At 66.4% G+C, this 24,694-nt stretch carries 26 protein-coding genes and 1 tRNA gene; 13 read left to right on the top strand and 14 right to left on the bottom strand.

Features of this window, described 5'->3' with window-relative positions:
• The first annotated feature begins 11 nt into the window (after nt 1–11).
• The 5 genes from BLP38_RS02190 (at nt 12) to BLP38_RS02170 (ending at nt 5,360) form a co-directional block, all read left to right on the top strand.
• Nucleotides 12–1,127 (top strand): phosphate ABC transporter substrate-binding protein PstS, encoded by a 1,116-nt coding sequence (locus BLP38_RS02190; RefSeq protein ID WP_091352217.1) that lies wholly within the window; start codon nt 12–14, stop codon nt 1,125–1,127.
• Nucleotides 1,128–1,209: 82 nt separating this feature from the next.
• Complete coding sequence (gene pstC, locus BLP38_RS02185; protein ID WP_091352215.1) at nt 1,210–2,172, top strand: phosphate ABC transporter permease subunit PstC; 963 nt, start codon at nt 1,210–1,212, stop codon at nt 2,170–2,172.
• Nucleotides 2,172–3,263, top strand: coding sequence for a phosphate ABC transporter permease PstA (gene pstA, locus BLP38_RS02180; RefSeq protein WP_091352212.1), 1,092 nt, complete (start codon nt 2,172–2,174; stop codon nt 3,261–3,263). Before pstC ends, pstA begins: the two co-directional genes overlap by 1 nt.
• Nucleotides 3,264–3,293: 30 nt before the next feature.
• Nucleotides 3,294–4,073: a phosphate ABC transporter ATP-binding protein PstB gene (gene pstB / locus BLP38_RS02175; RefSeq protein WP_091352209.1), complete on the top strand. Its 780-nt coding sequence runs from the start codon at nt 3,294–3,296 to the stop codon at nt 4,071–4,073.
• Nucleotides 4,074–4,550: 477 nt separating this feature from the next.
• The gene (locus BLP38_RS02170) at nt 4,551–5,360 is read left to right on the top strand and encodes a type IV toxin-antitoxin system AbiEi family antitoxin domain-containing protein (protein ID WP_091352207.1); all 810 of its coding nucleotides are present in this window, start codon (nt 4,551–4,553) and stop codon (nt 5,358–5,360) included.
• 244 nt (nt 5,361–5,604) lie between these two features.
• Here BLP38_RS02170 and BLP38_RS02165 read toward each other — a convergent pair whose 3' ends face one another.
• From BLP38_RS02165 to sigK, 4 genes are all read right to left on the bottom strand, one after another.
• On the bottom strand, nt 5,605–6,489 hold the full coding sequence (locus BLP38_RS02165; protein WP_091352205.1) for an aminodeoxychorismate lyase: 885 nt from the start codon (nt 6,487–6,489) through the stop codon (nt 5,605–5,607).
• 296 nt (nt 6,490–6,785) lie between these two features.
• The gene (locus BLP38_RS02160) at nt 6,786–7,424 is read right to left on the bottom strand and encodes a DNA-directed RNA polymerase subunit beta (protein WP_091352203.1); all 639 of its coding nucleotides are present in this window, start codon (nt 7,422–7,424) and stop codon (nt 6,786–6,788) included.
• A 71-nt stretch (nt 7,425–7,495) separates the two neighbouring features.
• Nucleotides 7,496–8,284 (bottom strand): anti-sigma factor, encoded by a 789-nt coding sequence (locus tag BLP38_RS02155; protein ID WP_091352201.1) that lies wholly within the window; start codon nt 8,282–8,284, stop codon nt 7,496–7,498.
• Nucleotides 8,281–8,868 (bottom strand): ECF RNA polymerase sigma factor SigK, encoded by a 588-nt coding sequence (sigK, locus tag BLP38_RS02150; protein WP_091352199.1) that lies wholly within the window; start codon nt 8,866–8,868, stop codon nt 8,281–8,283. The genes BLP38_RS02155 and sigK overlap by 4 nt, the downstream gene beginning before the upstream one ends.
• A 215-nt stretch (nt 8,869–9,083) precedes the next feature.
• On the opposite strand from sigK, the gene BLP38_RS02145 reads away from it, so the two are divergent.
• The 3 genes from BLP38_RS02145 to BLP38_RS02140 all read left to right on the top strand — a co-directional run bounded on the left by BLP38_RS02145 (nt 9,084) and on the right by BLP38_RS02140 (nt 10,159).
• Nucleotides 9,084–9,752, top strand: coding sequence for a fasciclin domain-containing protein (locus tag BLP38_RS02145; RefSeq protein ID WP_091352196.1), 669 nt, complete (start codon nt 9,084–9,086; stop codon nt 9,750–9,752).
• Nucleotides 9,753–9,870: 118 nt separating this feature from the next.
• The gene (locus BLP38_RS14285) at nt 9,871–10,047 is read left to right on the top strand and encodes a hypothetical protein (protein ID WP_172824644.1); all 177 of its coding nucleotides are present in this window, start codon (nt 9,871–9,873) and stop codon (nt 10,045–10,047) included.
• A gap of 39 nt (nt 10,048–10,086) precedes the next feature.
• Nucleotides 10,087–10,159 (top strand) — tRNA-Lys (locus BLP38_RS02140).
• 174 nt (nt 10,160–10,333) lie between these two features.
• Here BLP38_RS02140 and BLP38_RS14370 read toward each other — a convergent pair.
• Complete coding sequence (locus BLP38_RS14370) at nt 10,334–10,816, bottom strand: tyrosine-type recombinase/integrase (protein ID WP_231916550.1); 483 nt, start codon at nt 10,814–10,816, stop codon at nt 10,334–10,336.
• A 398-nt stretch (nt 10,817–11,214) separates the two neighbouring features.
• On the opposite strand from BLP38_RS14370, the gene BLP38_RS02130 reads away from it, so the two are divergent.
• Entirely contained in the window at nt 11,215–11,766 is a 552-nt protein-coding gene (locus BLP38_RS02130) for a hypothetical protein (RefSeq protein ID WP_091352194.1), read from the top strand.
• A gap of 103 nt (nt 11,767–11,869) precedes the next feature.
• Here the strand turns inward: BLP38_RS02130 and BLP38_RS02125 are convergent, their stop codons facing one another.
• Nucleotides 11,870–12,781 (bottom strand): AbiTii domain-containing protein, encoded by a 912-nt coding sequence (locus BLP38_RS02125; RefSeq protein WP_091352192.1) that lies wholly within the window; start codon nt 12,779–12,781, stop codon nt 11,870–11,872.
• A gap of 231 nt (nt 12,782–13,012) precedes the next feature.
• Between BLP38_RS02125 and BLP38_RS02120 the strand changes: the two genes are divergently transcribed.
• Entirely contained in the window at nt 13,013–13,855 is an 843-nt protein-coding gene (locus tag BLP38_RS02120) for a HamA C-terminal domain-containing protein (RefSeq protein ID WP_091352191.1), read from the top strand.
• The gene (locus BLP38_RS02115; RefSeq protein ID WP_091352189.1) at nt 13,855–15,987 is read left to right on the top strand and encodes a DEAD/DEAH box helicase; all 2,133 of its coding nucleotides are present in this window, start codon (nt 13,855–13,857) and stop codon (nt 15,985–15,987) included. Before BLP38_RS02120 ends, BLP38_RS02115 begins: the two co-directional genes overlap by 1 nt.
• A 369-nt stretch (nt 15,988–16,356) precedes the next feature.
• Here BLP38_RS02115 and BLP38_RS02110 read toward each other — a convergent pair whose 3' ends face one another.
• The gene (locus tag BLP38_RS02110; RefSeq protein WP_231916549.1) at nt 16,357–16,884 is read right to left on the bottom strand and encodes a hypothetical protein; all 528 of its coding nucleotides are present in this window, start codon (nt 16,882–16,884) and stop codon (nt 16,357–16,359) included.
• 295 nt (nt 16,885–17,179) lie between these two features.
• On the opposite strand from BLP38_RS02110, the gene BLP38_RS02105 reads away from it, so the two are divergent.
• On the top strand, nt 17,180–17,767 hold the full coding sequence (locus tag BLP38_RS02105) for a 1-acyl-sn-glycerol-3-phosphate acyltransferase (protein WP_091352185.1): 588 nt from the start codon (nt 17,180–17,182) through the stop codon (nt 17,765–17,767).
• A 28-nt stretch (nt 17,768–17,795) separates the two neighbouring features.
• Here the strand turns inward: BLP38_RS02105 and BLP38_RS02100 are convergent, their stop codons facing one another.
• From BLP38_RS02100 to BLP38_RS02080, 5 genes are read right to left on the bottom strand one after another with little or no spacing between them, the layout of a single operon-like run.
• Complete coding sequence (locus BLP38_RS02100) at nt 17,796–18,194, bottom strand: nuclear transport factor 2 family protein (RefSeq protein WP_091352183.1); 399 nt, start codon at nt 18,192–18,194, stop codon at nt 17,796–17,798.
• 53 nt (nt 18,195–18,247) lie between these two features.
• A complete protein-coding gene (locus tag BLP38_RS02095) occupies nt 18,248–19,003 on the bottom strand; it encodes an iron ABC transporter ATP-binding protein (protein ID WP_091352181.1) in 756 nt (251 codons plus the stop codon).
• On the bottom strand, nt 19,000–20,013 hold the full coding sequence (locus tag BLP38_RS02090) for an iron chelate uptake ABC transporter family permease subunit (RefSeq protein ID WP_091352179.1): 1,014 nt from the start codon (nt 20,011–20,013) through the stop codon (nt 19,000–19,002). The genes BLP38_RS02095 and BLP38_RS02090 overlap by 4 nt, the downstream gene beginning before the upstream one ends.
• Nucleotides 20,006–20,998: an ABC transporter permease gene (locus BLP38_RS02085; RefSeq protein WP_091352177.1), complete on the bottom strand. Its 993-nt coding sequence runs from the start codon at nt 20,996–20,998 to the stop codon at nt 20,006–20,008. The genes BLP38_RS02090 and BLP38_RS02085 overlap by 8 nt, the downstream gene beginning before the upstream one ends.
• Complete coding sequence (locus tag BLP38_RS02080) at nt 20,995–21,981, bottom strand: siderophore ABC transporter substrate-binding protein (RefSeq protein ID WP_091352175.1); 987 nt, start codon at nt 21,979–21,981, stop codon at nt 20,995–20,997. Before BLP38_RS02080 ends, BLP38_RS02085 begins: the two co-directional genes overlap by 4 nt.
• A 109-nt stretch (nt 21,982–22,090) precedes the next feature.
• Between BLP38_RS02080 and BLP38_RS02075 the strand changes: the two genes are divergently transcribed.
• The gene (locus BLP38_RS02075; RefSeq protein ID WP_091352173.1) at nt 22,091–22,879 is read left to right on the top strand and encodes a siderophore-interacting protein; all 789 of its coding nucleotides are present in this window, start codon (nt 22,091–22,093) and stop codon (nt 22,877–22,879) included.
• Between the two features lie 62 nt (nt 22,880–22,941).
• On the opposite strand, the gene BLP38_RS02070 is transcribed toward BLP38_RS02075, so the two are convergent.
• Nucleotides 22,942–23,889 carry a manganese catalase family protein gene (locus BLP38_RS02070; protein ID WP_091352172.1) on the bottom strand — a complete coding sequence of 316 codons (948 nt, stop codon included), beginning with the start codon at nt 23,887–23,889 and terminating at the stop codon, nt 22,942–22,944.
• Between the two features lie 110 nt (nt 23,890–23,999).
• On the bottom strand, nt 24,000–24,692 hold the full coding sequence (locus tag BLP38_RS02065; protein WP_231916548.1) for a glycosyltransferase: 693 nt from the start codon (nt 24,690–24,692) through the stop codon (nt 24,000–24,002).
• Nucleotides 24,693–24,694: the final 2 nt, after the last annotated feature.

Below are 24,694 nucleotides of genomic sequence, written 5' to 3'. Positions count from 1 at the left end.
GGAAATCACACGTGAAGCTCAACCGCATCGCCCGCGTGGGCGCTGTCGCAGCCGTCGCCGTCCTGTCGCTCTCGGCCTGCGCGGCCAACGAGGGCACTCCTGCTGGCAGCGGCCAGCCCTCCGACGGCGGCTCCTCGCTGTCGGGCACCGTCAAGGCGACCGGCGCCTCGTCGCAGGGCGCGGCCCAGCAGGCGTGGACCGCTGCGTTCCAGACGGCGAACCCGGACGTCACGGTCAACTACCAGCCGACCGGTTCGGGCACCGGCCGCGACAACTTCATCGCGGGCTCCAGCAACTTCATCGGCTCGGACCGCGCGTACAAGACCGACGAGATCGCGGCCGGCAAGTTCGGCGCGTGCGCCACGGCCGACATCATCGAAGTCCCCGCCTACATCTCGCCCGTCGCCGTCGTCTTCAACCTCGAGGGCGTCAAGGAGCTGAACCTGACTCCTGAGGTCATCGGCAACATCTTCAACGAGAAGATCGAGAAGTGGAACGACCCGGCGATCGCCGATCTCAACGAGGGCGTCGAGCTCCCGGACCTGGCTATCACTCCCGTCTTCCGCGGCGACGAGTCGGGCACCACCGGCACGTTCACCGCGTACCTCGCGGCCGTCGCCCCGGATGCATGGCCCTACGAGGACGACGACGCCTGGCCCGTCAAGACCACGCGCTCCGAGGCAGCACAGCAGACCTCGGGCGTCGAGGCTGCCGTCAACGGCGGCCAGGGCACGATCGGCTACATCGACGCCTCCCGCGTCGGCGAGCTGGGCTCGGCCGCCGTCAAGGTCGGCGACGACTTCGTGCCGTTCTCCTCCGAGGCTGCTGCGGAGCTCGTCGCGTCGTCGCCGCTCGAAGAGGGCCGCGCCGACGGCGACCTGGTCTTCGACGTCGACCCCGCCGAGGCACCGGCCGGGTCGTACCCGATCGCTCTCGTGAGCTACCTCATCGGCTGCGCGCAGTACGAGGATGCGGCCACCGCCGACATCGTCAAGGCGTACTTCTCGTACATCGTCAGCGAAGAGGGCCAGAAGGTCGCCAACGAGGCTGCCGGCTCCGCTCCCCTGTCGACCGAGGTCGCCGAGAAGGCCCAGACCGCGATCGACATGATCAGCGCCAAGAAGTAAGACCCTCGCTGCTGGTGGCTCCCGCTTGTCGGGAGCCACCAGCAGCACTCACGTCCGCCCCGCTTCCGACCCGAGGACTGCGATGCCCCCCACCACCGAACTGGTCGCCGACCAGGACACCGCCCGGCGACCGACGCGTCGACGTGGCGATCTCGTCTTCTCGAGCACCGCGCTGGGCGCGGGCATCATCATCCTGATCGTCCTCGCCGCCGTCACGCTCTTCCTCATCGTCGAAAGCGTGCCGGCCTTCACCGCGAACCCCGACGAGACCCAGTTCCTGAGCGGTGAGCCGTTCTGGGAGTACGTCTGGCCGTTCGTCTTCGGCACCCTCTGGGCCTCCGTCATCGCACTCGTCGTCGCGACGCCGCTGGCGATCGGCATCGCCCTCTTCATCTCGCACTATGCGCCGCGAAAGCTCGCCTCGGTGCTCGGATACGTCATCGATCTGCTCGCCGCTATCCCGTCGGTCGTCTACGGCCTGTGGGGCGCGCTGGTCTTCTCGCAGCTCCTGCAGCCGTTCTACGTCTGGCTGAACGAGAACTTCGGCTGGATCCCCTTCTTCGCCGGTGCGGTCTCCCCCACCGGGCGGACGATCCTCACGGCATCCCTCGTCCTCGCCGTGATGATCCTGCCGATCATGACCGCCATCACGCGCGAGGTCTTCCTGCAGACGCCGGTCCTCCACGAGGAGGCGGCGCTCGCCCTCGGCGCGACGCGCTGGGAGATGATCCGCATGGCCGTCTTCCCCTTCGCCCGCGGCGGAATGGTCTCGGGCGCGATGCTCGGCCTCGGCCGCGCGCTCGGCGAGACGATGGCCGTCACGATGGTCCTCTCGGCGACGGGTGCGGTCACGTTCCAGGTGCTCAACTCGAACAACCCCACGCCGATACCCGCGAACATCGCCCTGAACTTCGGTGAGGCGTACGGCGACGGCGTCAACGTCCTCATCGCGACGGGCCTCATCCTCTTCATCGTGACCTTCGCGGTCAACGCGATCGCCCGGTGGGTCGTCAACCGCCGTGCCGAGTTCTCTGGAGCGAACTGATGACCACCCTCACCCGCTCCGAGACCCGCACGCCCGTGGGCAACTCGCTCACCGCGGGACAGCTGCCCAAGTGGATGCCGTGGGTGCTGCTCGCCGGCGCGCTCGTGCTGTCCGGCATCCTGTTCGCCATCATGAACAGCGGCAGCGATGTGGCCGACTTCAACATCGCCGGCGCCACCTTCGTGGGCGTCGTCCTGTTCGCGATCGTCCTCGTCGTCCTGTCGAGCGTCGTCGAGACGCGGCGCCGCGCCGCCGACCGGCTCGCGACCGTGCTGGTGTCGATCGCCTTCACGATCGCCCTGCTCCCGCTCATCTCGCTGCTGTTCACGGTCATCGTCAACGGCGTCGCCAGGTTCGACCCGACCTTCTTCTCCAACTCGATGCGCAACTTCGTGGGCGAAGGCGGCGGCGCCGTCCACGCGATCTGGGGCACCCTCATCGTGACCGGCTGGGCGACCGTCATCTCGGTGCCGATCGGTCTCATGACCTCGATCTACCTCGTCGAGTACGGCCGCGGCCGGGTCGCGAAGCTGATCACCTTCTTCGTGGACGTGATGACCGGCATCCCGTCGATCGTCGCGGGTCTGTTCATCGTCGCCGTGTGCGCGCTGCTGTTCGGTCCGGGGCTCAACACCGGCTTCATGGGCTCGCTCGCCCTGTCGGTGCTGATGATCCCGGTCGTCGTGCGTTCCAGCGAGGAGATGCTGCGACTGGTTCCGAACGAGTTGCGCGAGGCGAGCTACGCCCTCGGTGTGCCGAAGTGGCTGACGATCGTGAAGGTCGTCCTCCCCACCTCGATCGCCGGCATCACGACGGGCATCATGCTGTCGATCTCGCGCGTCATCGGCGAGACCGCGCCCCTTCTGCTGACAGCCGGGTTCACCCAGTCGCTCAACATGAACGCGTTCGACGGCCCCATGATGACGCTCCCGGTGTTCGTCTACGACCAGTTCCAGAACCCCGGCACGAACATCCCCGCCGCGCTCGAGCGCGCCTGGGCCGGAGCGCTCACGCTCATCATCATCGTCATGGCGCTGAACCTCATCGCACGCTTCGTCGCGAAGAAGTTCGCCCCCAAGTTCGGCCGCTGACCCGCGGCATCCGACAGAAAGCACCCCGAAGTGTCCAAGAGCATCGAAGTCAACGACCTCAACGTCTACTACAGCGACTTCCTCGCCGTGGAGGGCGTCTCCCTCGACATCGAGCCCCGCAGCGTCACCGCCTTCATCGGCCCATCCGGTTGCGGCAAGTCCACGTTCCTGCGCACGCTCAACCGCATGCACGAGGTCATCCCCGGTGCCCGCGTCGAGGGTGAGGTGCTGCTCGACGGCGAGGACCTGTACGGTCAGGGCGTCGACCCGGTGCTCGTGCGCCGCCAGATCGGCATGGTCTTCCAGCGCCCGAACCCGTTCCCCACGATGTCGATCCGCGACAACGTGCTGGCCGGCGTGAAGCTCAACAACTCGCGGATCTCGAAGTCGGACGCCGACGCCCTCGTCGAGAAGTCGCTGCGCGGTGCGAACCTCTGGAACGAGGTCAAGGACCGGCTCGAGAAGCCCGGCTCCGGCCTCTCGGGCGGTCAGCAGCAGCGCCTCTGCATCGCGCGTGCGATCGCCGTCTCACCCGACGTCCTGCTTATGGACGAGCCCTGCTCGGCCCTCGACCCCATCTCGACCTTCGCGATCGAGGAGCTCATCCAGGAGCTCAAGAGCCAGTACACGATCGTCATCGTCACGCACAACATGCAGCAGGCGTCGCGCGTCTCGGACAAGACCGCGTTCTTCAACATCGCCGGCACCGGCAAGCCCGGCAAGCTCATCGAGTACGACGAGACCGGCACGATCTTCACCAAGCCGTCCGTGCAGGCCACCGAGGACTACGTCTCGGGCCGCTTCGGGTGAGCCGGCTGTAGGGGGCGAGGGATGCTGCGCGGGAGCGCGGTGTCCCTCGTTCTGGTTTGTGGGGCTGGGCGGGGCGCCGGGGGCGCGCGCCGTGTGCGGATGCAATAGATGGCGGGCGACACGCGGCATCCCGGCCCTGAACGGCGGGGTGTCGCGGTGGATCTATTGCATCCGGTGACGTTTGTCGGCCGGGCGTGCATGGTTCGGGCTGTCGCGGCGCGGCGGCGCGCCGCTGTGGCGCTGTGTGGGGATGCAATAGATCGCCGGCGACACGCGGCATCCCGGGCCTGAACGGCGGGGTGTTGCCGCGGATCTATTGCATCCGCTGACGCTGGCGGCGCGGGCGCTCCCTCGTCGCACGGATCGCGGCGGACAAAGGCGATCGAGGACTTCTCCCCCGCGGGGGTGGGATGCCGGTTTTCCCCGGCATGAGCCGGTGCGGCTCGTGAGGGCCGGGAACGGGCGAGGCTCGCGGGTATGTGCGAGCTTCGGCATCCAATCGTCCGTCTGCGGCAGCTGCTCGATGCGGGGTGGTCGCAACGTCGGGTGCAACGGGCCCTGCGGCGCGGCGAGCTCGAGCGGGTGCGGATCGGGGTCTACGCGTGGCCTGAGACGTGCGCGGAGGCGCGACTGGCCGCGAGGCACGGCGGTTCGCTGGCGTGCGTGAGCGCGGCGCGGCACCGCGGCCTCTGGGTGATGGAAGATGCACGGATGCCGCACGTCTGGATGCGGCCCGGGCAGCGTACGCACGACCATCCGTGCGACTGCACCGAGCATTGGGATGCCGCCGGGCCCGGGGAGGATCGGCGGGAACCGTCACTCGCACGGATTCTGCGACAGATCCTCACTTGCTACGGCGGCGAGGCGTTCTTCGTCGCGCTGGAATCCGCGCGCCGGCAGGACCTTCTGGACGGTGACGACATGCGCTGGCTGAGCCGGAACGTGAATCAGGAAGGGCGCGATGCGCTCGGACTCAGCAGGGACGACGCCGACAGCGGGCTCGAGTCGATGCTGCGGTGGCGGCTGCGCGGCCTCGAACTGCGCGTGCAGACACAGGTGCGTATCGCGGGCGTCGGGGTGGTGGATGCGCTGATCGGCGACCGGCTGATCGTCGAGGTCGATGGGCGCGACAACCACGACGGACCGTCGCTGCGGCACAAGGACCTCGTTCGCGACGCGAACGCGGCCATGTGGGGGTACGTCACCCTCCGCTTCGATTACGCGCTCATCGTCCACGACTGGGACATGGTCGAGCGCGCGATCCTCGGGGCGCTCGCGCGGTTGTGAGAGCCGAGGTGCGTGCGCGGGTGCAATGGATCATCGGCGGCACGCGGCATCCCGGGGCGCATGGGCGGCGTGTCGGGTCGCGACTATTGCATCGGGTGACCGGGGCGAGAACAACCGGGTTCCCACGCATCGGCCCGGCGGCGCGTGTGCGGATGCAACGGATCGCCGGCGACACGCGGCATCCCGAACCCAAGCGGCGGCGTGTCGGGTCGCAACTATTGCATCCGCGAACGCCGGCGACGGCTCAGTCGCGCGGGCTGAGCAGGTACTGGTTGAAGGATGCCGTGAGCTCGCCGTCGAGGGTCAGGGGCCGCTCGTCGACCGCCGTGATGGGCGCGGCCAGGCGGACGCTCGAGACGAGCCACGCGGCATCCGCGTCGTGGAGCGCCGAGACCGGCAGGGTCTCGTAGGCAGTCTCGAAGCCGCGCTCAGCGAGGTGGTCGAACAGGCTCAGCTGGGTGGTCCCGTGAAGGATGCCGCCGTTCGGCGCAGGGGTGACGAACGTGTCGCCTCGCCGGATGATGAGCGACGCGGTCGGCGCCTCGAGCACGAACCCGTCGGAGCTGACGAAGACGGCATCGTCGGCGCCGCGGCGCTTCGCCTCGCGGATCGCGGCCATGTTCACGGCGTACGACAGCGTCTTCGCGCCCAGCAGCAGCCACGGCGCCCGACCCGGCAGGTCGATGCTGTAGCCGCGGTCGAGGACGGCCACGGCGATACCCTCGGTGCGCGGCTTCGTGAAGTCCGCCGCCGGCGCCACCGTCACCCACGCGGTCGGGGTGGGACCGTGCTCGACGCCGCGGCTCAGGATCAGCTTGATGACCGCCTCTCCCTCCCCCGACGCCGCCTGCGCGCGGCTGATCGCCTCGCGCCACTGCTCGAGGTTCGGCGCGGGCAGCTCGCAGATCTCGGCGGAGTGCGCGAGCCGCGCGAGGTGCGGCTCGACCTCCTGCGCGTGTCCGTCGACGACGCCGATCGACTCGAAGATCCCGTCACCGCGCTGCGTGCTCAACTCCCCCACGGTCAACGCGGGAGTCGAGGGATCGATCTCGCTGAACGTGTCGGCGAAGTCGGTGCGCGCATCGTCGGATGCCGCAGGGTCGATCATGAGTGCGAAGCGCCAAGCCATGCCACGAAGCCTACGCGGCGGCATCCCCGTCAGCCGATGCAATAGTCGCCGCGCGACACGCCGCACGCGAGCCCCGGGATGCCGCGTGTCGCCGAGGAACCATTGCATCGGTGCACGCGCCTCGAGACCGCATCCCGACACGCCCGACCGACCCCGAATCCGCGCCGGACCGGAATACCTCGGGAGCCCCTCCGTTACACTTTTCTAGCCGGGCCGCAGTAACCCCGGGCTCCATCTTCAGCCGCTGCGAGCGGCCACGCGCCGAGAGGCGTTCTGCGGTCCGGCACTTTCTATGCCTACGTGAGGCCGTCGCGTCGCCACAGGGCTGCGGCCGCGATGAGGTCCCCCGCGTACGTGTCGAGGCGTAGCGCCCGCGTCGTGAAGGTCGACGCCCGCACCGGCTCGCTCTCGTCGTAGTCGTCGGCGAGATCGGTCGCCCCTGCAGCCACGACGCGCGAGAAGGATGCCGCCCGCTCGAGCGCGAGCGCGAAGTCACCCGCGAACACCCCGCGCAGGATCAGGTCGATGAGCGAGACGAGCTCGTCCGGGCTCGCCGGAGCCGGCGCACCCGCGATGACGACGTCCGCCGACGACAGCCGCGTTCGCCCACGCTCGTAGAGCAGCGCAGCGGTCGCCGCGTCGTCGTGGATCATCAACTGCAGCAGGTACAGCCGCCACAGCGCACCCGGCAGCGAGCGTGCGGGCGAGTGCGCCCAGAGCTCCGCGATCGTCGCGATGCCGTGCGCGTCGGTGAAGGTCACGAGCCTGTCGATGACTTCGTCGTGCGGCTGTTCGCGCACCCGTGAGAGCAGAGCGGATGCCGTGGCGTGAGCCACACGGCTGGCTTCGGCGGGATCATCGGCGGCGAAGTTGCGATCGAACGAATCGGGTGAGCGGCGGACCGGCTTGTGGAAGTCGCGGGACGCGTCAGACATCCCTCCAGGCTACTCCGGCAGCAACGCACCCCGCCCGGTCGGAGCCGGAGCGGGGTGCGTTGTGAAGGCTGTCAGGCCGTGGGGATCGCGACGATCGGCTCGGTCGTCGGCTTGCCGTCGGGCGAGCCGCCCGCCTGCTCGACCGTGATCGCGATGATGTCGCCGGGCTGGAAGTCGCCGTCGAGGAGGGCGGTGACATCGTCGGACGGGTCGAAGGTCCCGGCCGCGATCGGCTCATCGCCTCGGACGAACCAGAGTTCGAACGTGCGGTCGTCGGCGATGCTGGGCGCATCGTCGGTGGTCAGCACGACCTTGCCGAGCGAGGGAGACCAATGCACCTCCGCCTCTCCGCCGTCGGTGAACTGACCCGTGGCGCTCTGCGCGTCGGGCGAGGCCTCGATCTGCTCGAGCGCCTGCACCTGAGCCGGCGTCCGCACCTGTTCCATGATGGAGCCGACGCCCCAGCCGATGCCGACGAGGAGGGCGGCTGACGCGACGAGGGCGAACAGTCCGCGCGTCCAGGTCCGACGCTGGACGGCCTGGACCGCCTCGGTCGGCGGTCCGGCGACGACGAGCTCGGGCTCGGGCTCGACGACGGGCTCGGGAGTGGATGCAGCGGCCACCGGCATCCCGTGCGGAAGTGACCCGATCTGCGCGAGGAGGCGATCGCGGACGCCCGCGGGAGGTGCCTCTTCTCCGGCACCTTCGGCGAGGAAGCCGGCGACCTGTGCGTCGGAGTCGACGAGCTCTTCCCACTCGGGGTGGTCGGCGAGGGCCCGCTGATACGCCTGCTCGTCCTCCGCGGACAACGCGTCGAGCGCGTGCCCAGCCGAGAGTTCGGCGAAGTCCTTCTCGTTCACAGCGTCACCCCCATCTCCTGTCGTAGGCGGTTCAATCCATCACGCATCCGTGTCTTGATCGTTCCGAGCGGCGCTCCGAGGAGTGCCGCGATTTCACTTTGGCTATACCCCCCGAAATACGCGAGGGTGATGGCTTCACGTTGCGCGTCGGGCAGCGAGCGAAGCGCGCGTACGACGCGACGACCTTCGATCCGCAGCTCGACCTGCTCGGCTATGCCTTCTTGTTGTGTGTTCGCGTCACGGGTGCCGACGCGAATGTCCCGGTCCACGCTGGACTGCGATGCGCGGACCCGGTCGACGGCCCGACGATGAGCCATCGTCAGGATCCAACTTCTTCCTTGCCCCTTGTTCGGAGCAAAGGCAGAAGCGGATTGCCAGATCTCCAAGAAGACTTCTTGGAGCACTTCCTCGCTCTGGGAGGGGTCGACGAGGACCCGTCGGATCAGTCCGAACACCCGCGAGGACAGCATGTCGTAGAGCTCTGCGAAGGCTGCCTGATCGCCACCGGCGACGCGAACGAGGAGATCGCCGGCGTGATCCGCCGACTCCCCGTCTTCAGGGACTTCTACACCGTCGATAACCATTGGTCCCAGCATGCCATCCTCGCGCGCGCGAACACGGATGGCAGGGCGGGAATCCCTGGTGAGCAGAGCGGATCGAGAGCGATTCGTGACCCGCGCAGGCCCCGCGAAACCGCGGATCCAAAAAAATCTCGACAGATGTGCAATCCGTTTGCCTAGCGGTTCCGAAGACCTGTCATCGCCGCCGCAGAGGGCGGTCCCAACACATGGAGGAAATCATGTTCAGCACGAAGAAGAAGATGACCGCAGCACTCTCTCTGACGCTGGTCGGTGCCTTCGCACTCGCCGGATGTTCGTCGAACTCGATGGACAGCGGCAGCGGTTCGAGCGAGGCCCCGTCCTCGCAGGCTCCGATGGAGTCGCCCGAAGCCACCGAAGGCGGCATGGACACCGCGTCGAACCTCGTCGGCCCCGGCTGCGCGGACTACGCGGCAGCTGTTCCGGACGGCGCCGGCTCGGTCGAGGGCATGTCGAAGGACCCGGTTGCGACCGCGGCCTCGAACAACCCGCTCCTCAAGACGCTCACCGCTGCTGTCAGCGGCCAGCTGAACCCCGACGTCGACCTCGTCGACACCCTGAACGGCGACAAGTTCACCGTCTTCGCTCCGGTTGACGACGCTTTCGCCAAGATCCCCGCCGAGACCATTGAGGGTCTCAAGACGGACTCGGCCACGCTGACCAAGATCCTTACGTACCACGTGGTCCCCGGCGAGATCGCTCCGGCCGACATCGACGGCACCCACAAGACCGTCGAGGGCCAGGACCTCGAGGTCACCGGCTCGGGCGACGAGCTCATGGTCAACGACGCCAAGGTCATCTGTGGTGGCGTCGAGACCGCGAACGCAACCGTGTACCTCATCGACTCGGTGCTGATGCCCCCGATGTAATTCACGGTCTCATGACCGGCGGCGTCGTCGAAGCTCTGCGGGCTTCGGCGGCGCCGCCTCCTTTTGTTTCCACCTTCCGGGGGATGCCGGTGACCCGGGCTCTGCGTAGCGTCGAGGTATGGCGAACAACAACATGCGCGGAATGTCGTTCGGTCTGTCGATCGCGTTCGGCATGCTCGGCGGCGCGATCGTCGGGATGCTCTTCCTCGACAACATCGGCCTCGGTGCGGCCTTCGGCCTCTCGTTCGGGATCATGTTCGGCATCATCTTCAGCTCGCAGAAGGGCACGAAGTGACGGATGCCGCCGCCCTCGCCCATTAGGCTGGGTCGCTGAGGGCCTCTAGCTCAGTCGGTAGAGCATCGGACTTTTAATCCGCGGGTCGTGGGTTCGAGCCCCACGGGGCCCACCTCTGAAACAGCGTCAGAACCTCTGATTTCCCGCGGAATTTGGGATGCTGTGAGTCACTGAACGCCAGCTCTTGGCAACAGAATGGCAACACTTCTGACGGCCGATTCTGGCGCCCGCGGGCTAGACGAACCGCGCCGCGGCCTCGGCAACGGACCGCAAGTGCGCGGCGGACCTAGTTGGTCGTCGAGTCGCTGGTCGACGAGGCGCGTCGACTCCGCGTCCGCACGCCGCTCTCCAACGAGGCGAGAACGTCTCCGACGCCAGACGCATCGGCGGCTCGAGCCAGCGCGGCAGCCACGTTGTCGAGGTAGTCGTCGAAGAGGTCGGCGTAGGTGTCGAGGGTCATTGCACCCGACGAGTGACCGAGCACCCGCTGGACCGGCTTCACGTTGGCGCCGGCACTGATCGCCAACGACGCTGCGGTGTGACGCAGATCATGAGGGGTGACGCGCGGGAACGGAGGCGGCGGACGAAAGCCAGCAGCAGTCGCGGCTTCGATGCGCTCCTGCGTCTCATCGCGAACCTGCATTACGGCGCTGTTGAACCATCCGATGGTCGACTTCGCTCGTCGGACGAAGTGGTCCCCGTCGCCGAAGAGCAACGCGTCCCTCGGTCGCGTGGCGACCAGGTGCTCGATGACCGGCGCGAAGAACACCGGGGCGGCACTGTCCGCTTCTCGTGCGTCTTCGGCGTGCCGATGATGCCCTGGCTGCCGACCTCGACTGCGTTCTCTTCGACCCTCACTCGGTGTCGCGCGGTGTCGACGTGCTTGCGTCGTCGACTCTGCAGGGCTCGGAAGGCACGATCACCGGCATCTCTGTTGGCTTCATTAGTAGTCGTTCGTCCCGCGCTCTTCGCGCATCGCATCGCGCGGGTTATCCGTTCGCTCCGCCCATAGCGCCTCCACCACCGCATCGTCGACGCCGGCGATGCCCGTTGCAGGACCGGTAACCGCACGCGCTCCGGCCCGTGCGCAATAGGCCTCAACCGCGCATCGCTCGCGAGCGGACGCACAAACGGGCAGGCGCAATTCGGACCTGCCAGGATCGAGCCATGGATATCGCTGCGCTCGTCATCTCCGGCTTGGCCGCTGTTATCGCCGGGATCGGAACGATCCTGGCCAACAGGCGCGCCAATGAGGCGCTGCGGGAGTCCAGGAGGGCAACAGCAACGGCGCTCTGGTCCGCGCTACAAGAGGCGGTGCAGCGGCTCGTTGGATTCGATCCGAGTGCGGAGCCAGTTGGCGAGCGTCTTGCGAATCTGCGCATCGCCGCGATCGCACTTGCCGACGAGTACACGGAGTGGGAAGGTCTCGACGCGTGGCTGGAGTCCGAACGAGTCCTCGGCGCGACCCTCGGCCGACAGGTGATGGATGCGGCGCAACCGGGCGACACGGTGGAGCGTCGTCTCAAGGTCCTCGACCCGCTGATGAGTTGGGCGCACGCTTTCAGTCAGAATCTCCGCCTGTTCCGCAACAGCGGGTACGACAGGCAGACTCTCTCCAAGTTGCAGATGCACGCCGCGGACCTCACCAGAAGTATTTCTGAGCGGCACGGTTGGGAGTCGCCGCGCACCTCGAATCCTCGCTTGAGCACGCTCGACTAGTGCAGTAGCGAACCCGCGTCGGGCTGGGCGCTTCCTCTGAGCACCGATCTACGGGCGGCGCCAGAGCCCTAATTCATAGAGAACGTGAAGGAGCGGTGACGGCTTACCAGCCGAGGAATTGGCTCGCAACTTCGAGGACTCCTGCGGCCGCCACTTCAGTGGTGATTCCTCCGGCGAGCCGGACCGCGCCGGTCCCGATGGAGCCTGCGATCTTCCCAAGCTTCGACTTCTTCGCACAGGCATCGCTGTCTCCGGTAATGATCGCGACAGCTTCTCCGATCACCTTCGCGTCAGCGAGAAGATCTTGGAGTGCGGCAACCAGGCCCGTGAGATCGCCCTTCGCCACCGTCGAACTCTGGGTGATCCCGTTGCCCTGTGCGATGTTCGCACCGTCACCGTAAATGTGATTTATGTTGACCATCACGGCCTGTTCAATCGCGGGATCGTCTCGTGTTGGTCCACCGACTTCCCCCGCGGCTGGGTTCGCGGTCTGAAGGTCCAGAGCTAGGTCGAGTGCCTTGGTTCGTATGCTCTCGACGATCGCAGTTACGAGCGCTGGAGTGACCACGCGGTGCGCCGAGTACACCCCCATCATGTCGAAGTGCGGAACTTCCTCCTTTTCGACGAGCTCGTTGTACTCGGCCAGTGCGTAAGGATTCCAGGGTTGCCCCAGCTCCTCGCCCTGACCCGCAAGCACCTCCAGCTCGGCGGCAGCCTGGCGAAAACTGAACTTGAACAGCGGCAGGAAGTGCGTGGGAACGCCAACGGTAGAGAGAGTGCTTTGCGCGCTCGAGTTGAAGGGGCCCGCCCAAGTCGCCTTCACCGTAGCGTCGTACGGCCCTCGGTACGCAGGGAGTGGCGCATCCTCGGCATACCCGTCAAGTTCAGCCCTGACCCACTGACGTAGTTCGGTCGCGCCGACCCGATGTGCGACCGTCTGCACTTTGCGGAGAAGGTTTGTCGTGGATACACCGTCGGACGACGCGCCGTCGATAATTTCGTCGAGAAGCCCCATCCTCGGATCGTATCGATCTTCACGTACGCCGCGCCCTGAACTGCGCCGCCTCTCTCTCCGAACTGGTGCTCGACAGCAATGGACGCTTGGCACATATGCGTGGCTTGCCTGTGTCCAGCCTCTCCGGCCCCGCGCACGTCCGCTGCCTGACATGCGTGGCATCGCTGAATCGACCGACGGGATCGATAGGGTCGTGACAGCGTGGCGCGTCTGTAAGGGGACTAGATCCATATGGCGGTTCAACAAGTGCGGGTTAGCCTCGTTGCAGGTTCCGTTGCAATGGACGCCTTGTGCGCCGGGTATGAGTCAAAGGTTTGGCGGTCCGACGCGCTTGTCGAAGACGTATTCGATCGTCACCTCCTGACCTTCGCGCTCAGCTATTCGGAGGCGAAGAACGTAACGAGCGCAACCGCCATACGGTCAATCCGAGACGCCGCGGTTTCCGTCTACACGACCGACAAGTACCGCCGCCGAGGCGAGTTCGGAGAGTTGCTCCTCCACGCCGCCCTGGTCGACTTCTATGACGCTGAGCCGGCCGTCAGCAAGATCTACTACGAAGACTCGTCCAATGACGTCGTCAAAGGCTTCGACAGCGTTCACGTTGTAGCGGACACAGCCGGATCGCTCAAGATCTGGCTGGGTGAAGCGAAGTTCTATTCTGACCTGGATGGCGCGATGCGGAGCGTCCTTCAGGACATCGAGACTCACTTGGCTAGGGACTTCCTGCGCAAGGAATTTGTGTTCATCACGCGCAAGGTCGATGACGCGTGGCCCCACGCGACGGCGTTCAAGGAGATGATCGCGAGGGCCCGGAGCCTCGACGAGATCTCGACGTCACTCGTGATGCCGATCTTCCTTACGTACGACAGCGAGGCGGTCGACGCGCACGATGTCGTCGGTGACGAGTACATTGCGGCCTTGACGGCGGAAACGGCGGCAGCGCTCGAAGAGTTTGAGTCTCGGGTGGCAAAGCCGCTCGAGGTCGAGATCCGCTTGATTTTGGTTCCGTTGAAGTCGAAGGCGAAGTTGGTCGATCTAATGCACGCGAAGCTCAAAGCCCTCCAAGGCATCTGATGGCGAACACAGACTTCGCCGAGCTGCGCGAGATCTCCAACTTGCTACTAACGAGCGATGACGAGCAGCACGCTCGGGACAGGTTCATCCGGTTCCTCGATCGATACTCTGGCACCGGTCCGCTTACTCCGGTCGTGGACTCGCTGGCCGTTCGGCTGGGCCTATTTCCATACGCGTCGCCGAACGTTAGCGCAATTGGCGAGGCGGAAGCCCTTAGCTTCGCGTATCACTCGCCGCAGGTCCTACGCGAGCGCGACTTTACTTTTCACGCTGAGCAGCAACGCATCTACGAGCGACTCATGGACGGCGAGAGCATAGTCCTCTCGGCGCCCACCTCGTTCGGAAAATCTGCAATCGTGGACGCACTCATCTTGTCCGGAAAGTGGCTCAACATCGTCATCATCGTGCCGACGATCGCGCTCATCGACGAGACACGGCGACGCTTGGTTGCTCTGGACACTGGGTACACGGTCGTATCGCACCCGGGCCAGGTGCCCGCCGAACGCAACATCTACGTACTTACCCAGGAGAGATTCCTCGAGGTCGACCCTGTGCCACCTGTCGACTTCTTTGTGATCGACGAGTTCTACAAGCTCGGGGATGGAGAGACGGATGAGAAGCGCCGGTCGACGCTCAACATAGCGTGGCGCCTGCTTCGAAACACAGGCGCTCAGTACTACCTGCTCGGACCGAACGTCGACGCGCTCGGTGTGGACAATGGGAGCGACCTGGCTAAGTCCTTCATCGCTACCGATTTCAATCCGGTCGTGATTGATGTAGAAGATCGATCGCACTTCGATGCCGACGATCGACTCGCGGACATGCAGCAGTTCCTCGAACAGGATGCCGCTGGCCCCAGCCTGATCTTTGTAAGTGCACCCGGTCGCGCGAGCGAGATCGCCTTCGAAATATCGACGGACGCAGCCGACCCGTTCGTTCTCGAACTGGCTGACTGGATCAGCCTCAATTACGACCCCGAGTGGTTTGTCTCAAAGGCGCTCGCTGGCGGTGTTGGCACCCATACCGGACCTATGCCTCGGAGCCTGCAGCGGGCCATGATTCGACTCTTTGCCATGGGGAAGATCGATCGGCTCGTCTGCACAACCACACTCATCGAGGGTGTGAATACAGTGGCGAAGAACGTGATCATCTACGACAAGAAAATCGATAGGAAGCCAATTGACTTCTTCACGTTCTCGAACATCCGCGGCCGGGCTGGCAGGATGCTCAAGCATTTCGTCGGACGAGTGATTTCATACGCTGATCACCCGGAGCCGACCCTGTCCACTGTGGACATGCCGATTGAGTCGCAGTCGCCGGCGGCCTCGCTCGCAACGCTGATACAACTGGATCGCGACGAGTGGTCGGCTGAGTCGAAGGCACGGTTGCAAGACATTCTCGACCAGGATGAGCTGTCGATAGAAACGATCCGTAAGAATCGGGGCCTGGATCCAGGGCTGCAGGTTGGAGCCGCTCGTCGCATGCGTGACGCGTCTGCGGGCGACTTTCGTAGTCTCACCTGGTCGGGCGTGCCAACTAGGGATCAGTTCGCGGCCACAATAACTCTCGGGTACGACGAACTCCTGCGCGGCCGCGACAGAAGCGGCGACAACCCGCAATCCATCCTCGCCAAGCTGAACGCGGCCCGGAGAGCTCAGGGCAGCGTCCCGTCACTCGTCGAAGCGGCCCTGCCGCACAAGCGGGCCAACCAAACTCGAAGTGAAGTCGTCGATGACGTCTTGAGTTTTCAACGCAACTGGATGGGTTTCAAGATCCCATCTATGCTGCGTGCGTCTAGTTCGATCCAGACCGAAGTGGCGCAAGACAGAGGTATGCCGGCGTCCAACTACGAATTCATCATCCGTGAGATCGAGTCCCTATACCTACCTCCCTTCATCGCGGAGCTCGAGGACTATGGGCTTCCGATACCTGTGGGCGTGAGGCTCGCGAACCTGGGGCTCAGAGGAGAGTCGATCGAAGACGCTGCCGCGAACCTGGTCGCGATGGCAAAGCGCCAGGACGTATTGGCACGGCTCACCAAAGTGGAGCGATGGTTCCTGTCCGACGTGGCGTCGGGGCTCACTCGGGAGATACCGACAGTTAAGGTGCAGGGAACTTCGAGGGATCAGTAGCGCCGATCGGTCCAACACATTTCAGATGCCAAGGCGCGGGTTCCTCTCGCGTGCTCGGAGCCTGCCCCTCAGTGCATTCGGCGAGCATCGGTTGTCTCCTGCCCCGCCCCGCACGCTCAGACGGGCCTGTCCGTTCACGAGCTGGAGTGCTTCGTCATGGAGCGTGCCGGGGGCTCTGTGTCGACGTGGTCGACCACGAGCTGAGAACCAATCCCGGGGTGTTCGCAACGTCCCTCATCCGCGCACTGCTCGCCTCTCGCGCGGATTGAGCCGATGCCCCTAAGCCCGGAAATCAACGATCCTGATTGAATACGACCCGGCTGATCGCCCGTCGGCCGAGTTCGAGCCCCACGGGGCCCACCTCTGTTGTCACCCGCCGGGGCGGAGGACGGCCCAGCCCGCGTTCAATTCATCCGCGAATATCTTGAGCTGCACGAGGGTGTCTGCGTCGAATGCGACCCCCTCGATCCGGCCGGGCGCGCCACAATCCTGGGTGACGGACGTCGGCCCGACGGGGTTGGCCGGTTCCTCGCCTTCGGCGGGAGCCGGGGCCCATTCGAGCGTCACCCGGGCAGTCGACGGACTGCAGTCGAAGTCGATCACGTACCGCTCCCCGGCCTCCACCACACCCGAGACGGTCGCCTCGCCTTCGGAAACGCCGTCGGCCCCCTCGGCGACGAATGTGATCCGCGAGAGCTCGTCGTCAGCGACGCCGGGCACGGCATAGTCGCCGTCGACCGTCGCGGGAGGGCTGGGGGCGGACACCGTGGGAGAAGGCATCGCCGGCGGTGGAGTCGTCGTCGCGTCATCGCTCAGATCGGTCGTGGAGACACACCCCGTGAGCACCATCGACACGGCGAGTGTCACAGCGGTAGTCCACATCGAGCGTCGGCTCATGGGCGCCACGTTACCCGCGAGGCAGGATCGGCCGAAGGTGCTGTGAAAGCGGAGACCGAGATCGAAGCTCAAGCGACTGAAGGAGTCCGACGAGCGGTCGACTGACTGACGGTCAACTGCCTGCGCTCGTAGCGGCGGTCTGCCTGAGTATGAAAAAAGCCCCGACTGTTACCACACAGCCGGGGCGAGACGAATGAGAAGTCCGCCTATCGATCCCTACGATACCGCGGCAACCTGGGAGTCGCCCCGGCGCCTCCTCGACCCGGCGACAGCGTGGGGGCGTTACGGTTGCGGAATGCTCCGCCTCGTCGCCCGGGTCTATTGGACGTTCAGCAGATGGACGCTCGCAACCGAGCCCGCGCCGACCCGACCCACCGTCGTCCTCGGGGCGCCGCACACCTCCAACTGGGACTTCGTGCTCATGCTGGCGATCGCCTGGCGCCTGAAGATGCGCTTCCGTTGGCTGGGCAAGGAGAGCCTCTTCCGCGGCTGGCGGGGTCCGCTGATGCGCTCGATCGGCGGCATCCCAGTCGACAGAGCGAACCCCGCCGGGGTGGTCGACGCCCTTGTCCACCGCATCCGTGCCGGCGAGGTCTTCGGCCTCGTGGTGACGCCCGAAGGCACGCGCGGCGGCGTCGGGCACTGGAAGTCGGGCTTCTACCGCATCGCCCGCGAGGCCGACCTTGGCGTCACGCTCGGATACGTGGACCGCACCACCATGACGACCGGGCTCGGACCGACGCTCACTCTCACCGGCGACGTCGGCGCGGACATGGATGCCATCCGCGCGTTCTACTCCGACAAGTCGGGGCTGCGTCCCGAGCGACGCGTCGAGCCTCGCTTGCGCGAGGAGGGCGATCCTCGGCCGGCAGCTTCGGCTTAGCCGCAGCTGAATCCGGCGACAAGAGGTCTTACTCCTCCGTCTCCGCTGCGGTCGATGTCACATACCAATCGGTGAACGACCTCGCGCGGCCGTCATCCGTCAAGCGAATGACCATGAGGTTGTCGTACAGCCGACTCTTCGTCGTTGCGCCCGGGTAGCTGGTCCGGCCGCGGATGATCGCGATGTCGCCGTCGACCGCCGTGAGCTCATGCTCGAATGACCACGTGTCGGGCTCATCCTTCTGACCGAGCCACCCCGCGAGGATGGCGTCGTGGCCGACCCATGGCTCGGTCGAGGGGCCGTCGCGGTACTCAGCGTCCTCCGTGAACAGCGACCGGATGTCGTCCCGGTCGTTGGTCTCCCACGCGCGCACGTATCGGCCGATCCAGTCGTTGGCAGCCGCAGCCGCTGCCTCGCGATCCCACATTGCCCCAGGCTCGCTGACCGTTGCGGCGAGCGCAAGGTGCTCCGCGCCAGGAGTCAGTAGTACACCGCCAGCCGCCCCCGCGGACCGTCGACCACATCGACCGGCGTATCGAAGATCCCCGTCAAGACATCGCCACGGATGATCTCGTCCGGGGTCCCGAACGCAGCAACGCGCCCGTCCTTCATGGCGCACACGCGGTCGGCGTAATGGCCGGCGAAGTTGATGTCGTGCAGCACGACGACGATCGTGCGACCCAGCTCGCGCGCCGCGCGCTGCAGGTGACTCATCATCTGCACGGCGTGCTGGATGTCGAGGTTGTTGAGCGGCTCATCGAGCAAGACGTACTCCGTGTCTTGTGCGAGCACCATCGCCACGTAGGCGCGCTGACGCTGCCCGCCCGACAGCTCGTCGAGGTACCGACCCTCGAGCCCGTCCAGGCCGAGGAAGTCGATGGACCGGTCGATGACCCGCTCGTCGTCGACCGTGAGCCGCCCCTGCGAGTGCGGATACCTCCCGAACCCGACCAGCTGTCGTACCGTCAGACGAGTGACGAAATGGTTCTCCTGCCGGAGGATTGCGACGACTTTCGCGAGCTCGCGCGACTTCACCGCCGCGACGTCATGTCCCCCCACCGAGATCGACCCGGCGTCGGCGGGCAGCAGGCGACCGATCATCGTCAACAGCGTGGACTTGCCGGCGCCGTTCGGCCCGATGAGCGCCGTGATGCCGCCCGCGGGCAGGTCGAGGGTCACCGGGCCGATCGCGACCTCGGTGGTGTAGCGCTTCTCGACGGCGGTGAGAGAGATCACAGGCGTCCCTTTCGGAGCAGGTGGATGAGGAAGAGCGTGCCGCCGACGATCTCGACGATGACGCCGACCGACCCGGCGGCGTAGAAGACGTGCTTGAGCACGACGTACGCACCACCGAGCACGACGAAGCCGACGAGCGCGGCGAGCGCGAACATCCGGCGATGGTCGAACGTGTCGGCCAGTTGATACGTCAGCATCGCGACGAGGAAGCCGAAGAAGGTCATCGGCCCGATCAGCGACGTCGAGACGGCCATGAGGATCGAGACCAGCAGCAGCGCCAGGATCGAGTCGCGTCGCTGGGACGAACCGAGACTCAGAGCGACCTCGCGTCCCAGCCCGAGCACATTGAGACGGCCGCCTCCCCACACCATGAGTCCCGCCGCGACGACGACGAGCGGGATGGCGATCGGCAGGTTCGTACCGTCGGCATTCGCGACGCTGCCGATGAGCCGCGCGGTGAGCAGGTCGAACTCGGTGGGCGTCAGCATCCGTTGCAGGAACGTCGAGAACGCGGCCAGCGCACCGCCCAGGATGATGCCGACCAGCAGCATGATCTGCACGTTCGCGTAGCGGCCCGAGAGCAGCCAGCCGTAGAGAACACCCGAGAACGCGAGCATCGCGAGGATCTGCAGGAGGTAGGGCCCCGTCCCCTGGACGAGCAGCGCGCCGGCCGCACCGAAGAAGAAGATCGCCGCAGTCGATATCGCCGTGTAGAGCGACTCGAAGCCCATGATCGACGGCGTGACGATGCGGTTGCCGGTCACGGTCTGGAAGGTGATGGTCGCGATCCCCTGACAGACGGCGACGATCGCGATGACGACGACGCTCGTGACCCGCAGCTGAGCGATCCGCCAGAAGCCGGCGCTGCCTGCGGGCGCGGGGTTATCCCAGGCGAGGATGCCGACGGCCACCACGACGGCGAGGACGATAAGCACCGCGAGGGTGAGCGCGTAGCGACGGGCCCGGATCGCGGTGGGGAAGGCGCCCGACAGCGCGACGGTGTCAGCCACGACGACGCTGCCGGAGGAGAAGGGCGATGAACACGACGGCTCCGACCATGGCGAGGATGAGCGAGACGGGCACCTCGAAGGGCGCGTTCACGATGCGGGCGAGGATGTCGCACACGGTGACGAGCGCGATGCCGCCGAGCGCCACCCAGGGCAGGTTCGAGCGCAGGTCGTCGCCCCGGATGAGCGACACGACGTTGGGGACGATGAGTCCGAGGAACGGCAGGTTGCCGACGACGACGGTGACGACACCGGCGGCGAGGGCGATGAGCACGGTGCCGATGAGGACGACGCGCGAGTAGTCGACGCCGACGTTCGTCGCGACGTCGCGCCCGAGACCGGCGATCGTGAAGCGATCCGCCGTGATGAACACGGCGATGACGACGAGCAGGACGATCCAGAGCGGCTCGTACTGCCCGCGCAGGACAGAGGTGAACGAGCCGGTGAACCAGGCCGCCATGCTCTGCAGAAGATTCGTCGACAGCGCGATGAAGGTCGACACCGCGCCGACGACGGCGCCGAGCATCATCCCCACGATCGGGACGATGATCGACGACGTCAGCATGACGCGACGCAGGAAGAGGAAGAACAGCATCGTGCCGACGAACGCCATGCCGACCGCACCGATCATCCGGACCATGAGCGGCGCGTCGGGGAAGACCAGCATGACGAGCAGCAGACCCAGACCCGCCCACTCGGTCGTGCCGGTCGTGGTCGGTTCGACGAACCGGTTCTGCGTCAGCTGCTGCATGACGAGCCCGCACATCGCCAGCGCCGCTCCGGCGAGCACGAGTCCCACCGTGCGCGGGATCCGCGTGATCGCGAACATCTCCGCGCCGTCGGCAGCGCCGATCACGTCGTAGACGCCGACGAAGAGCGACAGGACCACCACCCCCCCGACGACGGCGGTGCCGCCGACGAGGGGCCAGGTGAGCAGGCGCCCGCGGGAGCGTCGGCTCACCGCGGGCGCCGTCAGGGCGTCGGTCATCGACCTTCGAGCGCGTCGGCCAGGTCGTTGAAGAACTGCGTGTACGTCTCGATGCCCTCGTTCAGGTAGGTGCCCTGCGGCATGTAGACCACGTTGCCCTCGGTCACGGCGGTCACGTTCTTCAGAGCCTCAGAGTTGCTGATCAGGTCATTGGCGGGCGTGTACGCCTCGTCGGTGTTGACGCTGACCGCGGCATCCCGATCCATCACGAGGATCCAGTCCGGGTTCGACGATGCGACCGCCTCGACCGAGATGTCATCGCCCTGGTGGTCGGTCGAGCCCTCGGAGTCGAGCGCCGGGGTCAGCCCGAGGATGTCGTACACCGGGCCGAGGGTGCGACCGGTCGTCGGCGCGGCGTAGTTGATCTCGCCGCCCGAGGTGATGAGACCCATTGCCGTCTCGCTCGTGTCGTACGCGGCCTTCACGCGATCGATGGCGGCCTCGAAGTCGGCGACGAGGGTCGCCGCTTCTTCCTGCTTTCCGAAGATCTCGCCGAGCGCGATGACCTGGCGCTTCAGCTCGGCATCCAGCGGCTCGCCATCGCGCGGGTCGAGCTCGACGATGGTGGCGTCCGGCACGAGGGTCTGGAAGTCGCCGTAGTACGTCGAGAAGCGCTGGCCGTTGACGATGAGGTCGGGGTCGGCGGCGACGACGGCTTCAAGGTCGGGCTCGCGGTGGTTGCCGAGGTTGGCGACGTTCGGGTCGTCCTTGAACGACAGCCCGGCGGGGAAGATGTCGAGCGGCGCGCCGACGACCTCGACACCCCAGGAGTCGAGCATCGCGATGGTGCGGTTGTCGGTCGCCACGACGCGCTTCGGCGGCGTCGTGACGGTCTGCTCACCGTGGTTGTCCTCCACCGTGACGGTCGTCACCTCCGCCTCTGCGGCGGGTTCGACTTCTGTCGTCGGGCTCGCGCACCCGGCGAGGATGACGGCCGCGAGTGCGACGAGCGGGGTGGCGGTGAGGGGACGGATGCTGCGCATGTGACTGCTCCTGTCGTCGGAAGCGCGGGCGCGTATGAGCGCGCTGGCGCGTCCGTTCGGAAGGGGATGCCGGGCGATCGCCGGTGCGTCTTAGGCTAGCCTTACCTATGTGAGCTCCGTCAAATCCGCCTCCTCCTTCCGCTTCGAGCGGCAGCCGCTCGACCTGACCTTCCGGCGGGCGACGCTCGCCGCCCGGACGTGGGAGACGTCGACGTACGTGCGCGTCCGACTCGAGGGCGACGATCTGCGAGGCTTCACGTCGCTCGGCAGCGACGATCACATGCGACTCTTCTTCCCCGACGACGACACCGACGACCTCGAGGTCATGCGTCAGTCACCGAGCCGCGAGTACACGCCGCTGGCGTGGGATGCCGATGCGGGCTGGCTCGAGGTGGAGTTCGCGGTGCACGGCGACGACGGTGTCGCGGCGCCGTGGGCGGCGACGGCCCCGCTCGGTTCAGTGATCGGCGTCGGCGGTCCGCGCGGGTCGATGGTGATCGCCGGCCGCCCGGACTCCTGGTTCCTCGCGGGTGACGAGACCGCCGTTCCGGCGATCCGGCGCTTCGCGGCGCTCATGGATGAGGATGCCACCGGCCGCGTCCTCATCGAGGTCACCGATGCCGCCCACGAGCTCGCGGTTGCGGCTCCGACCGGCGTGACCGTCGCGTTCGCTCATCGGGGCGACGCATTGCCGGGGACGGCCCTGGCGGCTGCGCTCGATGACCTCTCGGAAAGTGAACGACCGGCCGGCGACGTCTTCGGGTTCGTCGCAGCCGAGCAGGGTGTCGTCAAGGCGGGGCGGCGCCTGCTGCTCGAGCGGTGGGGCGCGGCATCCGATCAGGTCATCGTGAAGGGTTACTGGAAGGCCGGAGAAGCCGAGTATCACGCACCGCACTGACGTGCGATCAGTGCCCGGGTAGCTTCCTCACTGCCTGGGCACCGACCGCACGCCGCGAAGCGTTACATGCGGCCGAACGTCGCGTCGATGTCGGCCATCTCCATAGCAGCCGTCGCTTCGATGAGCGCTCGCAGCTCCTTGTCGGCTCCCGGAGAGAACTCCTCGGGCCGCTCCGGCGAGATGGTCATGGGCGAACCCGCGGGTGCCTGCTCACTGGCATCCAGCTGCGTTCCGTCGTTCGACGGCGACGCCCCCTGGAAGATCCGACCGGCCTCGGACTGATTGCCCAGGTCGAACGAATACTGCTTGCTCTGCAGCCCCAGGTCGACGAGACGCTTGACCTCGGGGAACTGCTCGGCGTTGGTCTTCGGGATCGGGAGCGACGTACGCCAGTTCACTCCGAGGGTCTCGAGAGCCTTGGCGTAGGCGTTCTCGTGTGCCTGGTCTCGCACGATGAGGTACGAGATCGTGCTGCGCGCCATCTTGTTGTCGGTCATCTCGTAGAGCCGGCACTTCTGCAGTCGGCCCGTCGACTCGAGCATGAGGTTGTAGAGCAGATCGAGCACGAGGTTGCCCGAGTTGTAGACGTAGCTGCCCATCCACGGGTTGCCCGCGGCATCCACCGGCAGCGCACCCTGCGCGCCGACCAGGTAATGATGGATGTTGCTGTGATCGACGGCGATGCTCAGCGGCGTCGCACCGCCGGCACCCGGCTCGTCGACGGGATCGGTCGGCTTGCCCTTGTACCCGGGCGAGCCATCAAGCAGACGCGAGATCGTTGTGCCGATGAGCTCGACGTGGCTGATCTCCTCGGTGCCGATGCCGTGGATGAGGTCCTTGTAGGGCTTGCCCGAGGGTCCGCGGAAGTTGATGCTCTGGAACAGGTATTGCATCATCGTGCGCATCTCGCCGAACTGTCCGCCGAGACCCTCCTGCAGCGCATTCGCTGCGGCGGGATCCGGCTCGTCCTGTGCGATCTCGTTGATGAACTCTTGAACGTGGAAGTACATGGTTCCTCCGGGGGGGGGTTGGGGATGCCGACGATCCACCTGTCTCCGCGCCCCGCCGCGCCCCTTGCCGACGTAGAGGACACCCGCTACCTTCCGGCCCGTGAGTCGATTCAGCCGACCCCGGCGATGCGTTCGTGGGTCGCGCGGACGAAGGCGGCATACCCTCCCGGCGTCCGTCCCCAGAAGCGGCCGGACGTGACCACTTCGTTCTCGTCCGTCGCGACTACGCGTGCGCCGAGCGACCGTGCGGCATGAACGAGCGCGACGTCCTCGTGCTCGTCGAGATCAGGGAACTCCCCCGCCGCGACGTACACCTCGGCACGCAGTCCGAGGTTCGCGCCGTGCGTATTGCCCGCCGGACGGCCTCGCGGGTGCGTCGCCAGCCAGTGCTCCGCGTGCTCGGCGGTGAGGTCCGCGAAATCCGGACGGACGGTGCCGAGGACCACATCTGCTCCCGCGGCGCGCAGGTCGAGCTGATGACTGAGCCAGGCGGCCGGGACGGTCGAGTCTCCATCCGTCGTGCCGATCCAGACGTCAGCCGGGGGCGATCGCAGCTCCGCGACGGCCGCCGCTACGCCGAGGCGTCGAGCCGTCCCCACGTTTCGCGCGGCGATCTCGATCGTGCGAACCGGCCACGACAGCGCGATCCGGGCCGAGGCATCCGTGCACGCATCGAGGACGACGACCGTCGAGATCCGCACTCCGGGATGGGTTTCACGGGTGTACTCGATGGCCGCGGTGAGCGCCGCGAGACAGTCGTCGAGGAGCTCGGCTTCGTTGTGCACCGGGACGACGATCGCCACCG

It is taken from the genome of Microbacterium sp. LKL04, assembly GCF_900102005.1.
Lineage (GTDB): Bacteria > Actinomycetota > Actinomycetes > Actinomycetales > Microbacteriaceae > Microbacterium.
Note: the sequence above shows the minus strand (reverse complement) of the source record. Positions and strands in the feature narration are given on the sequence as shown.

What these genes read in the sequence shown, in the direction of transcription:
- BLP38_RS02145 (WP_091352196.1), top strand. Translation starts at nt 9,084, where the DNA reads ATGTTCAGCACGAAGAAGAAGATGACCGCAGCACTCTCTCTGACGCTG.
- BLP38_RS02085 (WP_091352177.1), bottom strand. Translation starts at nt 20,998, where the DNA reads ATGACCGACGCCCTGACGGCGCCCGCGGTGAGCCGACGCTCCCGCGGG.
- sigK (WP_091352199.1), bottom strand. Translation starts at nt 8,868, where the DNA reads ATGGTTATCGACGGTGTAGAAGTCCCTGAAGACGGGGAGTCGGCGGAT.
- BLP38_RS02105 (WP_091352185.1), top strand. Translation starts at nt 17,180, where the DNA reads ATGCTCCGCCTCGTCGCCCGGGTCTATTGGACGTTCAGCAGATGGACG.
- BLP38_RS02115 (WP_091352189.1), top strand. Translation starts at nt 13,855, where the DNA reads ATGGCGAACACAGACTTCGCCGAGCTGCGCGAGATCTCCAACTTGCTA.
- BLP38_RS02070 (WP_091352172.1), bottom strand. Translation starts at nt 23,889, where the DNA reads ATGTACTTCCACGTTCAAGAGTTCATCAACGAGATCGCACAGGACGAG.
- BLP38_RS02160 (WP_091352203.1), bottom strand. Translation starts at nt 7,424, where the DNA reads ATGTCTGACGCGTCCCGCGACTTCCACAAGCCGGTCCGCCGCTCACCC.
- BLP38_RS14285 (WP_172824644.1), top strand. Translation starts at nt 9,871, where the DNA reads ATGGCGAACAACAACATGCGCGGAATGTCGTTCGGTCTGTCGATCGCG.
- BLP38_RS02130 (WP_091352194.1), top strand. Translation starts at nt 11,215, where the DNA reads ATGGATATCGCTGCGCTCGTCATCTCCGGCTTGGCCGCTGTTATCGCC.
- BLP38_RS02120 (WP_091352191.1), top strand. Translation starts at nt 13,013, where the DNA reads ATGGCGGTTCAACAAGTGCGGGTTAGCCTCGTTGCAGGTTCCGTTGCA.
- BLP38_RS02170 (WP_091352207.1), top strand. Translation starts at nt 4,551, where the DNA reads ATGTGCGAGCTTCGGCATCCAATCGTCCGTCTGCGGCAGCTGCTCGAT.
- BLP38_RS02110 (WP_231916549.1), bottom strand. Translation starts at nt 16,884, where the DNA reads ATGAGCCGACGCTCGATGTGGACTACCGCTGTGACACTCGCCGTGTCG.
- BLP38_RS02080 (WP_091352175.1), bottom strand. Translation starts at nt 21,981, where the DNA reads ATGCGCAGCATCCGTCCCCTCACCGCCACCCCGCTCGTCGCACTCGCG.
- BLP38_RS02165 (WP_091352205.1), bottom strand. Translation starts at nt 6,489, where the DNA reads ATGGCTTGGCGCTTCGCACTCATGATCGACCCTGCGGCATCCGACGAT.
- pstC (WP_091352215.1), top strand. Translation starts at nt 1,210, where the DNA reads ATGCCCCCCACCACCGAACTGGTCGCCGACCAGGACACCGCCCGGCGA.
- BLP38_RS02125 (WP_091352192.1), bottom strand. Translation starts at nt 12,781, where the DNA reads ATGGGGCTTCTCGACGAAATTATCGACGGCGCGTCGTCCGACGGTGTA.
- BLP38_RS02100 (WP_091352183.1), bottom strand. Translation starts at nt 18,194, where the DNA reads ATGTGGGATCGCGAGGCAGCGGCTGCGGCTGCCAACGACTGGATCGGC.
- pstA (WP_091352212.1), top strand. Translation starts at nt 2,172, where the DNA reads ATGACCACCCTCACCCGCTCCGAGACCCGCACGCCCGTGGGCAACTCG.